A 13,491-nucleotide genomic window follows, 5' to 3' on the forward strand; every position below is an offset into this window, starting at 1 on the left:
GGAGACTTTGGAGCAGATCAAGGCCGACGCGGTCGAGGTGTTCCATTTCGACCGCGAGTGCAGGCCGCAGGACAGGGCGCACGCCTACCTGGGGAAGTACCGCGTCAGGCGCGGCTACAACGACACGGCGATGCAGGTCGCGGTGACCGACATGATCGAGCGCGCCTACGAGGCGGGAAGGGCGGAGGTCGCCGGCGCGAACCTCGTGCAGAACCTGCGCCGCCAGCTGACGAGCATCGAGGCGACCGTCGGGGATGCCATCGACCTGCTCGACGAGAGCACTGGGGCGGTGGAGTGCGATGAGTGACTCGAGGGTCGGCGGCTACCCGATGGGGGTGACCGACGCCGCTATCGAGCGCAGCTTCGGTGGGGCCTGCGAGCCTCGGATGTGCGGGAACTGCAGGCATTTCTGCAGCAGCGACATCCACGTCGACTACGGCTACTGCCACCTCGGGTTCGAGCGCGCCTACGACGCGGAGGCGCCCGACCGCAAGGAGGGGCGCTGGCGCCTGGCGAAGTGGGCTGTGGCGTGGCTCATGGGGAACCTGCTGTACTGCGAGGACGAGTGCGGTGAGTGCTGCGACTACGAGGAGTTTGGGCTATGAATATCGACATCAAGACCGCCGACGGCGAGGAGATCGAGCTGGGCGGCGCGTATTACGACGAGAAGGGCACCCGTTATCGCGTGACCGGTATCAGGGTCCCCGACCATCAAGCTCTCGATAAATCGAGGCTCTACTGCATCAAGGAAGGAAGCGGCCCCGTATTGACGAATCCAGGCAGTCTCTATCTTGTCTCGCCTGACAGCCTAGAGAGGCTGAGAGACGATCTGGACAGGTTTGTCCGCAACCAAAATGGGACCGTCTGCTCGTATCTCAATCGAGAGAGAAGGGATTGCGATGGCTGTAAGTTCAAGGACCATTTCTACTGCGTCGACGCCTTGGTGCAAGACGTCACGGCACGCGTTCACTGTCTGTGCGGTGATGGCAAATGATTGAGCTGCCAAAAGACGCCGAGGGGCGAGACATTCCGCTAGATACGAAGGTGCTGTACGACTATGACGGCAGCAAGCAGAACGTTGAGGTCTTCATATTCTCTCGGAAAGATGCCGGGTGGTCTGTCGAAACCGACTTTGCAATTTACGACGCCGAGGAACTCTACCTCACCCCGCCTGACAGCTGGGAGAAGCTGCTCGAGGACTTGGGCGCGGCAGGTGACGCGCGGTATCAAGAGGCTTGCGCCTACTTCCACAGAGACAAGGACGAAGATGGCTGCACATCGTGCCCCGGTGGCGAGGACGGCTGCGGTCGAATTGCCATGCGCGACATCGCATCGCGCATCCGCAGGCTGCGGGGTGAGAACTGATGAACTTTTCCGATTATGCCGAATTGGAAAAACGCGCGGAGGCACACGGCCTAGGGGACGACCCGTCGCTGGCGCAGCTCCTGCACATTATCCAGTTCAAGCAGGCCGTTGTGAACGGACATAAAAGGACGATGCGCGAACTCGCCGTCTGGGAGAGGAACATCGCGGAGACAGTAGAGCAGCGCATAAAGGAAGCGGAGGGGTTGTAGATGATCACTGACGATGTGCGCCACGAGGTGGCGGCGAAGATGCTCGAGATATGCCGAGATAACCCGGACGTCTCGCTTCAGAGCATGGTCGCCTCGGCGATGAACGAGTGCCTGCCGGAGGGCATGGAGTACGGCCCGACGCTCGCCGAGCTGATCGACCGTCCGACATGCCGCAACGTCGCGGACCTCGAAAAGGAGTCCTTCAGGTGCTCCGAGTGCGGATGCCGCGTGTTGGTGCCCGGCGACAGGCCGGACGGTGTGCTCGTCGTGACATCCGAGTCATTGGACACGATGGAGGACATCCTCGCGGACTGCAACGAGGTGTTCCGCTACGACGAGACGAGGCCGCAGGACCGCGCCCACGCGTACCTCAAGGAGCACAGGGTCTGCCGGGGATACGACGACACGGCCATGGAGCGCGCCGCACAGGACATGATCGAGCGCGCATACGCGGTCGGGCGGATGGAGAGCAGCGAGGCGGTGGCGAGGGAGACCGCGCGCATCATCGCCGAGGGAATAGCGAAGGAGCTGGGCATGACGCCCGGAGAGGAGCAGACATGCGATTCGAGATAACCGAGGTCCACGTGGTGGACATCCCCGACAGCGAGGTCGAGGAGATGGACAACCCGCTGGAGGAGATCAAGGACGACGTGCACTGGTTCATCGAGACCTACGGGCGCGAGGCATGGTGCGAGGAGGTGACCCGCCTTGGCCGCCAGCTGTGACCCGGGCTACAACCTCCCGGACGGGTGCACCGACGCGGCCATCGACAGGCACTTCGGCGAGGGCAAGCCCACGTGCGCCGAGTGCAAGCGCATGGTCGAGTGCTGCTGCGACTACGGCATCTGCGAGGTCGAGTTCGACCGGGCGTACGCCGAGGAGTTCGGCACCGGCGACTCCGAGAACTCCAGCTTCGGGGCGATGTGGGCGCTCGAGTGGATACCGAACCACATGAGGGACATGCAGGAGGCGGCGTGCGAAACCTTCGAGAGCTACTAGCGCTGGCCCTTTTGGCGGCGGCCCTGCTGGCGGCATGGGCGTGGACGGTCCGCGCCCTCGCCGCAGGGCTCCTCCTGCTCGCATTCATGGCACTATAGGAGGGGACACATGATCGACTGGAAGAGGGCGGGCGGATGCCTGCTCATCATCGCGGCCTGCCTCGCCATAGACGCGGCGGCGGTGGCCGTGATGTTCAAGATGCTGCTGGCGCTGTCGGCGGCGATTGGAGTGGGATAGATGGACAACGGGAAGCAGTACGACCAGCACAAGGTGGAGCAGGGAATCACGGCGGCGCTGGAGGCGTTCAAGCTGCTGGGCCTCACGCCGCTGGAGATATTCCAGGCGGCCCGCAGCATCAGCCTGGGCGTGGCCGCCAAGGCCAAGGTAGAGAGCGGGAGGCGCGAGCTGTGAGCGTGTACTGCCCGCACTGCGGCCGCACGCACCCCGAGGGCCAGCGCTGCCCGTGCAGGCCGAGGCCCAAGCGCAGGCCGACGGAGGGCGACGCCACGAGGGCCGAGCGCGAGCCATGGCGCGCCGAGTACTCGTCGAGCGCGTACCGCAAGGCGAGGCAGAGGGCCATCGGCAGGCAGCTGGGCAGATGCGCCGACTGCGGCAGGGTGTGCGCGGAGTACCGCGACGGCCGCTGGTACACGGCGGGCATGGGCGGCGAGGTGGACCACGGCCGCGCGCTGTGCGAGGGCGGCGGCAGCGAGGTGGAGAACCTCACGCTGCGGTGCAAGAGCTGCCACAAGAAGCGCGATGATGCACGCAGGGCGGCGAACAGATAGATTTTATGCACAAGGGTGTGGCCTCGGACGGGGCTGCACCCCTTTTTTATGCACGACCCCCCTACCCCCTCGGAAAATCGGGTTTCTTTCCCCCTACCCCGCGCGCCCCTATCCCGCGCGTTTCGCTACGAAATTGGAAGTTGGGGGGGTCTGGCGAAGGGAGCCGCTAAAAACTCGGAAAATGAGCCGCTAAATCTCACGCGGCGTATACGGTTCCAGCCGTAACGACGAGAGGAGCGGCCATGAGACCCATGCCGGAACTGGAAGTGCGCGAGATGGCGGTCGCCGACCTCGTGCCCTATGCGAACAACGCTAAGAAGCATCCAAAGGAGCAGATTGACCAGATCGCCGAGAGCATCAGCGAGTTCGGCAACTGCGACCCCATCGCCGTCTGGCACAACGAGGACGGGGAAGCCGAAATCGTCGAGGGCCACGGCCGCGTGATGGCGCTGAAGCAGCTAGGAATCGACACGGCTCCGGTTATCTGCCTGGACCACCTGACGGACGAGCAGCGGCGCATCTACACCCACGTGCATAACCAGACGACCATCAACAGCGGGTTCGACGAGCAGGCCCTAATCGAGGACATGGACAACCTGAACGCAGACTGGGAGGCGCTGGGCTTCGAGGAGTACATGCCGGTGACCGACGAGGGCTTCGGGACCGAGTTCGAGCTGCCGGATGGGGATAAGCCGAACGTATCCCAGGCGACGTTCATCCTCGCCCCCGAGCAGCGCGACTTCATCATGGACGCGCTGAAGAACGCGACCTGCGATGAAGCCGATACCTTCGGGAACGTCAACCGAAACGGAAACGCCCTATATGCGGCCATCAAGGAGTGGGTATCGTATGCCGAGCGCTAAAGACATCGAGCTGCGCGTTATACCGTCGAGCATCGCAAACCCCTTCGTAAAGAAGCACCATTACTCGGGCAAGATCGTGCACAACTCCAGCCTTCACTTCGGTGCGTTCCTGAACGGCCGCCTGCACGGGGTCATGAGTTTCGGGCCGTCACTCGACAAACGGAAGATTCAGGGCCTCGTAAAGGGCACCCCGTGGAACGGCTTTATCGAGCTGAACCGCATGGCGTTTGACGACGTGCTGCCGAGAAACAGCGAGAGCAGGTGCATCTCCGTGGCCCTGCGGATGATTAAGAAGCAGGCCCCGCAGATTAAGTGGGTGATCAGCTTCGCCGACGGCTGTTCCTGCGGCGACGGTGCAATCTACCGCGCCTCGGGGTTCGTGCTGACCGGAATCAAGGAGAACGCAAATATCGCAGTCATGCCGGACGGCACGAAGCTGCACAAAATGACGCTCGAAAGTTCTCCACTAAGGCCCATCCGCGCGCTTGGCGGCAAAAGCTACTTCGATATTACGGGGGGGTCGCTCATGGCGAAAGTTCCTCGATGCGGTCGGCGGCCATATACAGCCCGGCTATCAGCTTCGGTACATCAGGTTTATCGACCCTGCATATGAGAAGCGCCTGACCGTCCCGATCATCCCCTTCAGCGCCATAGACGAGGTCGGTGCCGGGATGTACAAGGGCGAGCACGTCAGCATGGCCGAGAGGCATCTCGGCAAATAAAAAGGCCCCCGCGCATTGCAGGGGCCTAACAGCCATTGGAGCGGGGAGGTCGGAATCGCGCCGCCGCCTCGGTGCTGGAAACACCGCGCTCTCCTAGTGAGCTATCTCCGCGAACGAAATTATACACGAAAGGGGTGAGTCATGATCAAGAAGTGCGAGATATGCGGCCGTGAGTTTGCCGCGCAAAGGAGCACGGCCAAATACTGCTCCAACAGGTGCCGCCTCGCCGCGCAGCGCGGCTACGCCTACGCGGGAGAGCTTCAGGCACCGGCACCAAACGCCGCCATGAGCGACGACGAGGTGCTCGAGGTCATCCAGCGCGCGCACGTCGCCGCCTCGGATATGTCCCGCGCCTCCCTCATGACCGCAGCCCCGCTGTGCCTATCCCTGAAGAAGGCCGCGAAGAAGATGGAGGACGCGCTGCGGGGTGAGGGCCTGTGAAGGGTGCCAAGCCGAAGCACGACGCCATCCGGCGCGGGATAACCGACGCATACGGGCTCGCGGCGAAGACCGACGCCGCCGGAGTCCTCATGCCCGAGGACATCGCCCTCGACCCCGTCCAGAGCGAGATATGGGCATGGCTGTGCCCGCCGGTGAACAACTTCTCCGAGCAGGACATACCGACCCTGCGCCTCCTCACCTACTGGCACGCCGTGGCCGAGCAGGCGCAGCAGGCCATCCATAGCGAGGACGGCCGCATAAACATCTTCGACAAGATCGGCGTGAAGCCGTACAAGACACCGGATGGGAGGGAGGTCCCGCTCGTGCGCAAGAACCCGGCGCTGACAATCCTCAAGGAGGCATCGAGCGAGATTCGCGCCCTGTCCGACATGCTCGGCCTGTCGCCGCTCGCGCGCTCGCGTATCGGCCTCATGGACGCCACGACCGTCAAGACCGCAGCGGACACGGCGTCAATGTTCCGCTCAATCGACGCGGCCTACGAGCTGCCAGCGGAGGTAGTCGATGTATCGGACGCCGACTAGCTACTCGCGCGAGGGCCTCGTCATGGCGCGCGATTACGAGCGCTGCTTCACCTCGATGTGCCGACACGTCGCCAACGACTCCTACTACGCGCAGCCCTTCTATCTTGAGGAGTTCCAGCGCGAGAATATCTGGAAACCGCTCTTTGCCTCGGGCAAGATGACCGCCAGGGGCTTCAAGCGCAAGTACCGCCGCGCCATCATCGGCCTGCCCTCCGGCTACGGCAAGTCCGAGACGTGCGCCGGAATCCTCCTCACCGTGGCCACGATGGAGCCGGTCCACAACGGTCAGTACGGAATGGTGGCGTCGTCGAAGGACCAGATTCGCAACGTCTACGAGAAGATATGCACGATGATCAAGCTCAACCCGACGTGGCGCGAGCAGTGGGACATCGGGAAGAACATCATCACGCACAAGGAGACCAACGCGAAGATCATGATCCTGCCGAACACGGCGGACGCGCTGGAGTCGTGGCACTTCAACTTCCTGATATTCGACGAGCTTCACACCTACCCGGACTCGAAGGTCTGGGACGCCGGGGTCAAGGGCCAGAAGGTCCTGTGGAACCCGCTCACCGTGGGAATCACCACGGCCGGGGACAAGCGCGAGGGTTTCCTCTGGGAGATGTACAGCGACAAGGCGCGCCGAGACCCCGGCATGTACCTGTACTGGCTGGGTCTCGACGATGACGACGACATCGAGAAGCGCGCCGACTGGGAGAAGATCATGGTGGCCTCGTGGGTCACGTGGGAGAGCATCGAGGACCAGAGGGGCATGGCCGCATCCGCCCGCCAGTTCGAGCGCTACACGGCCAACCGATTCCCGAAGGACAACGACGCCTACTCGGTCTTCAAGGCCCCGCAGCTCGACCGCTGCGAGCGCGGCACCAACAGGTTCGACTTCACCAAGCCGTGGACGCTCGGAATCGACGGAGCCACGGCGGGCGACTCGTTCGCAATCGTCGCGTACCAGAAGCGCAAAACAAAGAGGGGGAAGACCGTCTGCCTCACCAAGGAGTGGGTGTTCGATACCCCCGACGAGGAGACGGGCCACTATGACTTCGAGCAGATAACCCAGCTCATCGCCGGGCTATGTTCGGAGCACTGGCCGCAGGTCGTGGGAATCGACCCAAACCGCCTGATCGTCATGAACTCGCGCCTGCGCGACGTGTACGGAATCGAGACGGTCTCGTTCCCGCAGAACAACGCCACGATGTGCCAGGCGACGTCAATCGTCGTGAACGAGGTCAAGGCCGGGGAGCTGCGCCTGCGCGGGTGCCCCAAGCTCCGCGCGCATCTGGCCAACACCGTCGAGATGGAGCGCGAGCCGTACGGCATGCGCTTCGGCAAGGACTCCAAGAAGTCCAAAATCGACGCAGCCATCGCGCTGGCCATCGCGGCCCTCGCATACGACAAGCTGGTGAGCGGCACGGAGTCCTACGTGCCCGTCAGCTAATCTCACGCGCCCCATACGATGCCCCCGACAGAAAGGGGACGTATGGGACGTTTCTACGACATGTTCTACAAGAGGGAGCCGGTGCAGGACGTCGTGCACGTCACGCTGCCGCCGGGCTTCGCCACGCCGCACGGATACGGCGCGCTCATGTCCATCGACTTCGCCGCCTGCGAGCAGACCAAGGCGCGCAGCATGGCCAGCCTGCCCTTCTCGGTGATGCAGGCCGGGCGCGACGGCCACAAGCGGCTCGACAACCACCCGCTGGCCAAGATTCTCAACGGCATGGCCAACGAGGAGATGACCGCCGCGAAGCTCATGGACTGGACCGTGCTGCGCCGCGACACCTTCGGCAACGCCTACTGGTACGTCGAGTGGTTCAAGGGGAAGCCGGTGGCGATCTGGCCCATCACGGCCAGCGTGATGCACGACTACGACAAGCACGCTCCCAGGGGCAGGCGCACGCGCTACTACGTCTCACCGGGTGACGACCACGTGCCCGCCGGGTGGTACTACCCAGACGAGGTCGTGAACATCTCCACGCACATGACCAAGGACGGCGTGAGGGGCATCTCCCTCGCGCGCCTCGCGGCCGAGGAGATCGGCCTGTCCATCGACCTCGAGCGCTTCTACCGCTCCATGCTACACAACGGAAACCACCAGCTCGGCCACGTCGAGGTGCCCGAGGGCCGCATGGACGAGAAGGACCTGAAGGCCCTCCGCGCCGCCGTGGACGCAAAGAGCGGCGTCGCGGAGGCGGGCCGCGCGCCCATCTTCGGCTACGGGGCCAAGTGGGTGACGGACCAGCAGACGATGAAGGACGCCTCCGTTATCGAGCAGCAGAAATGGGTGCTCCATCAGGTCTGCCGCGCCTGCAACGTGCCCCCGTGGAAGGTCTACGACAGCGAGGGGGCCACGTACAACGGCGGCCAGCAGATGCGAATCGACTACGTGACCGACACCATCACGCCGGACGTGCGCGACCTCGAGATGGCGCTGCAGCCGGTCCTCGACGCCTGCTACCAGCGCAACACCAAGGCCAAGTTCAAGCTGAACGGCCTGATGCGAGGGGACGACGCGGCCCGCACGCAGTACTACCGCGAACTCGGCTACTTCGGCGCGATCACCCGCGCGGACGTGCGCGACCTCGAGGACATGGAACCCGTCGAGGGCATCGACCAGCCGCTGTTCCCGCTCAACTACGGCACCGTCAACCAAGACGGCACCGTGAACGTATTCAACGCAGACAGGCCGGTCGGCACCGCCGACGGCACACAGGAAGGGGCAACGAATGTTCCGAATCAAGAATGAGGCCGAGAAGGCCACCGTGTACCTCTACGGCACCATCGGCAGCGACTTCTGGTCCTCCGAGGAGTCCAACACGGCCAAGAACTTCGCCAAGGAGCTTGACGGCCTGAAGGGCAAGCCCGTCGACATCCGCATCGACTCCCTTGGCGGCGACGTCTACGAGGGCTTCGCCATCGCCTCGGCAATCCAGCGCTACAAGGGCGAGACCACGGCGCACATCGACGGCATCGCCGCATCGGCGGCCTCCTATATCGCGATGATGGCCGACAAGGTCGTCATGAGCAGCTTCGCCCAGCTGATGATCCACGACGCATGGACCTACGCGCAGGGCAACGCGCAGGAGCTTGCCGACGTCGTCGCGCAGCTCGCCGCGCTCGACTCCACCATCGCCGGAATCATCTCCTCGCGCTCCGGCATGGAGCTGGCCGACGTCAAGAAGGCCATGGACGAGGAGACGTGGTACACGGCCGACGAGGCGCTCGAACTCGGCCTCGTCGACGAGAAGGTGGCCACCGAGAAGCGCGTGGCCGACGCGCTCGACCGCACGCTCATGGGCCGCTTCAAGCACGCGCCCGCCGACGCAATCGAAAAATCTCACGCCGTGGATACAGTCGCCCGGAGCGAGGAGGGCTTCGTCCTCCTCGGCAATCACGTCTACCGTAAGGAGTAAGCATGCCGCTCAATTCCAAGCAGCTCTGGCAGGAGCGCAGCCGCCTCGCCGAGGAGCAGCACAAGGCCGCCGATTCCGGCGACCAGAACAAGGCCCTCATCATCGAGGGCCAGATTCAGCAGCTCGACCTGACCCTCGAGCACGTCATCGAGGAGGAGGACGCCGCCCGCAACGCGCCCGCCCCCAAGGTCCCCACGCCCAAGGCGTCCTTCGCCGAGCGCATCCTCGGCCCGCGCGACGAGTTCCATGGCCTCTACCGTGGCTTCAAGAACGAGGCCACCGTCGTCACCGTCGGCGCGCCCACCGAGATCGAGCTGACCCTCGACCCGAAGCCCGACAGCCTGTTCGGCAGCTTCGCCGACACGCTGCGCGAGACCCCCGCCACCGGCTCCGTCACCTATAAGCAGCGCTCCACGCAGACGGGCATGCCCGCCACCTGGGGCGGCGTGACCGACGGCACCTCCGCAGCCAAGGCCAAGGTCCTGTACTCCTACAAGGACGCCGTGGCCAACAAGGAGACCCTCGCCGGATACGTCCCCGTCTCGGAGGACACGCTCAAGGACTACGACGAGCTCTTGAGCATCATCCAGCACGACCTCCTGCTCGACCTGAACAGCGTCACCGACGACCACATGTTCAGCGGCAACAACTCCACGGGCATCGTCGGCATCAAGAACACCACCGGCATCCTCGAGTTCGAGGAGCACGTCGGCGGCCTGTACTACGAGGCCATCCGCAAGATGCGCACCAAGGTCATGCTGACCGCCAAGCGCGTCCCGACCCACGTGCTCGTCTCCCCGATCATCAAGCAGGAGATCGACCTGTACAAGACCGAGACCGGCCTGTACCAGTCCATCACCGGCGACGTGCTCTGGGGCATGAAGGTCGTGGAAGACCCGAACTGCGACGGCCTGCTCGTGTACGACTCCTACGCAGCCGAGCGCCGCTCCATCCACGGCACCACGGTCGACGTCGACCGCATCAACGACCAGTTCATCCACAACGAGCTGTGCATCCGTGCCGAGCACACCAAGGCGCTGCAGGTCCGTTACCCCGACGCCTTCTGCTACGCCTCCAAGACGAACCTCGACACCGCCGCAGCGTAAGGGGGAGCCATGGAGACCTACACCTCACCCAAGCGCGTCGTGCGCGACGGCCACCTGGTCGCCTTCGAGGGCGAAGTCATGTCCACCGACGAGGCCGTGCGACGCGGCCTCGCCATCGAGGCCGTGAAGGCCCCCGAGCCGCAGGCCGAGGACCTCACCGTCAAGGAGATCAAGGCCAAGCTCGACGCCGAGGGCATCGAGTACCCCAAGGCGGCCAAGAAGGAAGAGCTTCTGGCGCTCCTCGAGGCCGACCTCTACGACGACGAGGAGGAGTAGCGGTGCTCGTCCAGCCCTACAGCACGCTGCGCGTCGCCTACACGGACGAGCTGACACTTGAGACGGAGGCCGCGCCCGACCGCGCGGCCCTCCTTTTGGGCAGCGGAACGTCCCTCGAGTACAGGCTCGAGGACGGAAAGCTGAAGCTCCCGCGCATCGCGGCCCCCGATTCCGTGCGAATCAACTGGTATCGCGGTGACGACCTGCTGTTCACCACGTTCCTCGCGGTGGTCACGCGCCACTACTTCAGGCTCGAGCAGCTAAAGGGCATGGACGATACCGACGACTTCTCCGACGTGACCGAGGAGGAGTTCTGGGCCGCGCGGCAGGCGGCCACCGAGACGTTCGAGTGCAACGCGAGGCGCAGCTTCGTGCAGCAGATGGGCGTCACGGAGACCTTCGGCGGCGGCTTCGTCTGGCTCGACCACAACGACGTGGCCGAGGTCCTCACCCCCGGCTGGTCGCTCGTGAGCGACTGCCAGGCGGTCGGCCCCGAGGGGCGCGCGACCATCCGCTACCGCTACGGCCTCACCGAGGTGCCGGAGCGCGTGAGCGAGGCCGTCCTGCGGCTCGCGGCCTACTACCTGCGGCCGTCCGCCACGCCCGAGAGGGCCACGGGCGAGGCCACCGACGCGGGCTTCATCCGCTACACGCTCGCCGGGCGCGACGGCGCGACGGGCCTGCCCGAGGTCGACGCCGCCATCGAGCAGTTCGGGCGTTGCAGGGCGGTGGTCATGTGATCGCCATGCCCTACGCCGAGGCCGCCACGGCCCTGTTCGAGCGCGCGTCGCTCGTGCTGTCCGAGAGCGCGCTGGCCATGTACGGCGACGGAGGCAAGGTGCCCGAGGTCCACGACCACATCCCGTCGAAGCGCCCGCCGTTCCTCGCGTGGTGCGACCCGCTGGCCGACATGGACAGCACGACGGGCGGGGCCACGAGCGCCGAGTACGCCAAGCAGTTCACGCTGCACGTCTACCTGTTCGCCACGCACGCCAAGTTCGACGTGGCGCGCGAGAGCGTGCAGCGCTGGGTCAACTCGCTTTGCTACGGCATCGCCGCCGACGCGACTCTCGGCGGCGCGGTCGACTGCGCGATTCCGCGCATGAGCGACGCGGGCTACGACTCGACCCCCGACAAGAAGTACGTGGTGGCGGCGCAGGTCGATGTGACCTGCAAGGTCTTCTCGGCCTGCCCCAGAGAGTTCAAGGAGCTGGTGCGCAATGCTTCGCGCGGCTAAGGGTTTCGAGGCCACCTACAACGGCCTCACGTATCGAGCGAAGAAGGGCGAGCAGGTCGAGGGCCTGCCCACGTCCCTCCTGACCATCCTGAAGCGGGACGGAATCGTGAAGGAGTCCCGCACGTCCAAGAAGGAGACGGCAGATGATTAACACATCCATCGGCCTCCTCGGCGTCGCCCGCCAGGAGTCCAAAACCAAGGCCGCGCCGACGCCGACGTTCCGACACGGCCTCACCGGCGGCGGCCTCATCAAGCCCGAGCGCACCGTCGAGCAGAAGAACGTGGCGTGCGGCCTGCGAGCCAACACCACCAACGGGGCCTACGTCTCCGAGGTCAACATGGCCGTCGACTTCGAGACGCTGGCCTACGCCGACTCGCTTGTGCTCTACATCCTCGCCGCCATGGGCAACATCGTCACCACCTCGGCCGAGAAGCCCGGCTACTACAAGCACGTGATCACCCTCGGTTCCGAGATTCCATTCCTGACCTTCTGGGGCCAGGTGGGCAACACGTCGGCCGCCACGGTGCACAAGGCCACGGGCTGCAAGATCGACACGCTGTTGCTGTCCTTCGAGGGCAACGCGCCGCTCGACATCGGTATCACGGCCGCAGGCATCGACGCCGCCCTGTTCGGCGGCTGGTCCGGCGAGACGGAGCCCTCGTGCTTCGACGGCTACTTCATCCCGACCAACGGCGTGTTCAAGTTCTCCCCCAACGACCAGACCCCCATCGAGGTGCTGGTGACCAAGGGCGAGTTCGAGCTGTCCAACAGCCTCACCTCCTACCGAGGCGCGGGCCGCGTCATCGCATCCGAGGTCGCCGAGTCCAAGCTCAAGACCACGGTTAAGCAGACCATCATCCCCGAGGACTACACCGAGATTCGCAAGGTCCTCACGGGCAGCGAGAACGGCACGACCGTCACCAACAAGGTCGTCTACGGCTCCGCAGCGTGGGAGTTCACCCACTCGCAAGACCCCAACTGCACCATGAGCGTCGTATTCTCCAACGTCCCGTGGAACTGCGAGACGCCGGAAATCGACCCCGAGGGCAGCGCCGCCGAGGTCGAGTTCAGCGCCGACGACATCGGCGTGGCGGCCAAGGACGGCTCCCCCGTGACCATCACCATCGTCAACAAGGTTCAGACCTACGCAGCAGCCTAGGAGGCACTAAATGCTCAAGTTCCACTTCACCCTCACCGACGGCGACAACGACCCCATCGAGTTCGATGCGGGCCGCACCTCCAACTGGAAGTCCATCGACGCCATGGCATCCATCCCCGACTCCCCGCATAAGGCCGCATACAACGACTTCGTGTGGTGCGTGATCGCCGCCGAGCAGGCGGGCAAGGCCAAGGAGGTCGGCATCGAGGGCATGGAGCTGGCCGAGGCCGCCGAGTACATCGCCGACAAATACGACGACGTCGTAATCGACGACAACACCAAGCTCCTCGCCAAGGAGAAGGACGCCCCTTTAGCATCTGCGCCCGCCAAGTAGCAAGCGCCGCGCGAATCACCG

General features: G+C 64.6%; 25 protein-coding genes. All 25 read left to right on the forward strand.

The genetic code is table 11. The features are described 5' to 3' along the window. The first annotated feature begins 7 nt into the window (after nt 1–7). The 25 genes from GPK42_RS01390 (at nt 8) to GPK42_RS01505 (ending at nt 13,470) form a co-directional block, all read left to right on the forward strand. Complete coding sequence (locus GPK42_RS01390; RefSeq protein ID WP_215692987.1) at nt 8–307, forward strand: hypothetical protein; 300 nt, start codon at nt 8–10, stop codon at nt 305–307. Continuing rightward, nucleotides 300–605 carry a hypothetical protein gene (locus GPK42_RS01395; RefSeq protein ID WP_215692989.1) on the forward strand — a complete coding sequence of 102 codons (306 nt, stop codon included), beginning with the start codon at nt 300–302 and terminating at the stop codon, nt 603–605. The genes GPK42_RS01390 and GPK42_RS01395 overlap by 8 nt, the downstream gene beginning before the upstream one ends. Beyond that, nucleotides 602–994 (forward strand): hypothetical protein, encoded by a 393-nt coding sequence (locus tag GPK42_RS01400; protein WP_215692991.1) that lies wholly within the window; start codon nt 602–604, stop codon nt 992–994. Before GPK42_RS01395 ends, GPK42_RS01400 begins: the two co-directional genes overlap by 4 nt. Next, on the forward strand, nt 991–1,365 hold the full coding sequence (locus tag GPK42_RS01405) for a hypothetical protein (protein ID WP_215692993.1): 375 nt from the start codon (nt 991–993) through the stop codon (nt 1,363–1,365). The genes GPK42_RS01400 and GPK42_RS01405 overlap by 4 nt, the downstream gene beginning before the upstream one ends. Beyond that, nucleotides 1,365–1,574, forward strand: coding sequence for a hypothetical protein (locus tag GPK42_RS01410; RefSeq protein WP_215692995.1), 210 nt, complete (start codon nt 1,365–1,367; stop codon nt 1,572–1,574). The genes GPK42_RS01405 and GPK42_RS01410 overlap by 1 nt, the downstream gene beginning before the upstream one ends. Next, nucleotides 1,575–2,147, forward strand: coding sequence for a hypothetical protein (locus GPK42_RS01415; RefSeq protein WP_215692997.1), 573 nt, complete (start codon nt 1,575–1,577; stop codon nt 2,145–2,147). Then, entirely contained in the window at nt 2,132–2,299 is a 168-nt protein-coding gene (locus GPK42_RS01420) for a hypothetical protein (protein ID WP_215692999.1), read from the forward strand. The genes GPK42_RS01415 and GPK42_RS01420 overlap by 16 nt, the downstream gene beginning before the upstream one ends. Next, entirely contained in the window at nt 2,283–2,573 is a 291-nt protein-coding gene (locus tag GPK42_RS01425; protein ID WP_215693002.1) for a hypothetical protein, read from the forward strand. The genes GPK42_RS01420 and GPK42_RS01425 overlap by 17 nt, the downstream gene beginning before the upstream one ends. Nucleotides 2,574–2,681: 108 nt before the next feature. Beyond that, the gene (locus GPK42_RS10105) at nt 2,682–2,810 is read left to right on the forward strand and encodes a hypothetical protein (RefSeq protein WP_255415080.1); all 129 of its coding nucleotides are present in this window, start codon (nt 2,682–2,684) and stop codon (nt 2,808–2,810) included. Beyond that, nucleotides 2,811–2,984 (forward strand): hypothetical protein, encoded by a 174-nt coding sequence (locus GPK42_RS01430; protein ID WP_215693004.1) that lies wholly within the window; start codon nt 2,811–2,813, stop codon nt 2,982–2,984. A 2-nt stretch (nt 2,985–2,986) separates the two neighbouring features. Next, the gene (locus GPK42_RS10190; RefSeq protein WP_227790056.1) at nt 2,987–3,361 is read left to right on the forward strand and encodes an HNH endonuclease; all 375 of its coding nucleotides are present in this window, start codon (nt 2,987–2,989) and stop codon (nt 3,359–3,361) included. 242 nt (nt 3,362–3,603) lie between these two features. Beyond that, nucleotides 3,604–4,224 (forward strand): ParB/Srx family N-terminal domain-containing protein, encoded by a 621-nt coding sequence (locus GPK42_RS01440; RefSeq protein WP_215693007.1) that lies wholly within the window; start codon nt 3,604–3,606, stop codon nt 4,222–4,224. Next, nucleotides 4,211–4,837: a Mom family adenine methylcarbamoylation protein gene (locus tag GPK42_RS01445; RefSeq protein WP_215693009.1), complete on the forward strand. Its 627-nt coding sequence runs from the start codon at nt 4,211–4,213 to the stop codon at nt 4,835–4,837. The genes GPK42_RS01440 and GPK42_RS01445 overlap by 14 nt, the downstream gene beginning before the upstream one ends. 250 nt (nt 4,838–5,087) lie before the next feature. Next, nucleotides 5,088–5,387 carry a DUF2256 domain-containing protein gene (locus tag GPK42_RS01450; RefSeq protein WP_215693011.1) on the forward strand — a complete coding sequence of 100 codons (300 nt, stop codon included), beginning with the start codon at nt 5,088–5,090 and terminating at the stop codon, nt 5,385–5,387. Beyond that, a complete protein-coding gene (locus tag GPK42_RS01455; protein ID WP_215693013.1) occupies nt 5,384–5,929 on the forward strand; it encodes a P27 family phage terminase small subunit in 546 nt (181 codons plus the stop codon). The genes GPK42_RS01450 and GPK42_RS01455 overlap by 4 nt, the downstream gene beginning before the upstream one ends. Further along, a complete protein-coding gene (locus tag GPK42_RS01460; protein WP_215693015.1) occupies nt 5,910–7,382 on the forward strand; it encodes a terminase large subunit domain-containing protein in 1,473 nt (490 codons plus the stop codon). The genes GPK42_RS01455 and GPK42_RS01460 overlap by 20 nt, the downstream gene beginning before the upstream one ends. Nucleotides 7,383–7,424: 42 nt before the next feature. After that, nucleotides 7,425–8,690 carry a phage portal protein gene (locus GPK42_RS01465; RefSeq protein ID WP_215693017.1) on the forward strand — a complete coding sequence of 422 codons (1,266 nt, stop codon included), beginning with the start codon at nt 7,425–7,427 and terminating at the stop codon, nt 8,688–8,690. Continuing rightward, on the forward strand, nt 8,671–9,357 hold the full coding sequence (locus GPK42_RS01470) for a head maturation protease, ClpP-related (RefSeq protein WP_215693018.1): 687 nt from the start codon (nt 8,671–8,673) through the stop codon (nt 9,355–9,357). The genes GPK42_RS01465 and GPK42_RS01470 overlap by 20 nt, the downstream gene beginning before the upstream one ends. A gap of 2 nt (nt 9,358–9,359) precedes the next feature. Beyond that, nucleotides 9,360–10,463 carry a phage major capsid family protein gene (locus tag GPK42_RS01475; RefSeq protein ID WP_215693020.1) on the forward strand — a complete coding sequence of 368 codons (1,104 nt, stop codon included), beginning with the start codon at nt 9,360–9,362 and terminating at the stop codon, nt 10,461–10,463. A 9-nt stretch (nt 10,464–10,472) separates the two neighbouring features. Continuing rightward, nucleotides 10,473–10,739, forward strand: a complete 267-nt coding sequence (locus tag GPK42_RS01480) for a HeH/LEM domain-containing protein (protein ID WP_215693022.1) — start codon at nt 10,473–10,475, stop codon at nt 10,737–10,739. A gap of 2 nt (nt 10,740–10,741) precedes the next feature. Beyond that, nucleotides 10,742–11,479: a hypothetical protein gene (locus tag GPK42_RS01485; protein ID WP_215693024.1), complete on the forward strand. Its 738-nt coding sequence runs from the start codon at nt 10,742–10,744 to the stop codon at nt 11,477–11,479. Then, nucleotides 11,476–11,976 (forward strand): hypothetical protein, encoded by a 501-nt coding sequence (locus GPK42_RS01490; protein ID WP_215693026.1) that lies wholly within the window; start codon nt 11,476–11,478, stop codon nt 11,974–11,976. Before GPK42_RS01485 ends, GPK42_RS01490 begins: the two co-directional genes overlap by 4 nt. Beyond that, nucleotides 11,960–12,127, forward strand: coding sequence for a hypothetical protein (locus GPK42_RS01495; RefSeq protein WP_158566592.1), 168 nt, complete (start codon nt 11,960–11,962; stop codon nt 12,125–12,127). Before GPK42_RS01490 ends, GPK42_RS01495 begins: the two co-directional genes overlap by 17 nt. Beyond that, the gene (locus GPK42_RS01500) at nt 12,120–13,136 is read left to right on the forward strand and encodes a hypothetical protein (protein ID WP_215693028.1); all 1,017 of its coding nucleotides are present in this window, start codon (nt 12,120–12,122) and stop codon (nt 13,134–13,136) included. Before GPK42_RS01495 ends, GPK42_RS01500 begins: the two co-directional genes overlap by 8 nt. 10 nt (nt 13,137–13,146) lie before the next feature. Then, nucleotides 13,147–13,470 (forward strand): hypothetical protein, encoded by a 324-nt coding sequence (locus tag GPK42_RS01505; protein WP_215693030.1) that lies wholly within the window; start codon nt 13,147–13,149, stop codon nt 13,468–13,470. Nucleotides 13,471–13,491: the final 21 nt, after the last annotated feature.

This window comes from Collinsella aerofaciens (assembly GCF_018785265.1).
Lineage (GTDB): Bacteria > Actinomycetota > Coriobacteriia > Coriobacteriales > Coriobacteriaceae > Collinsella > Collinsella aerofaciens_AI.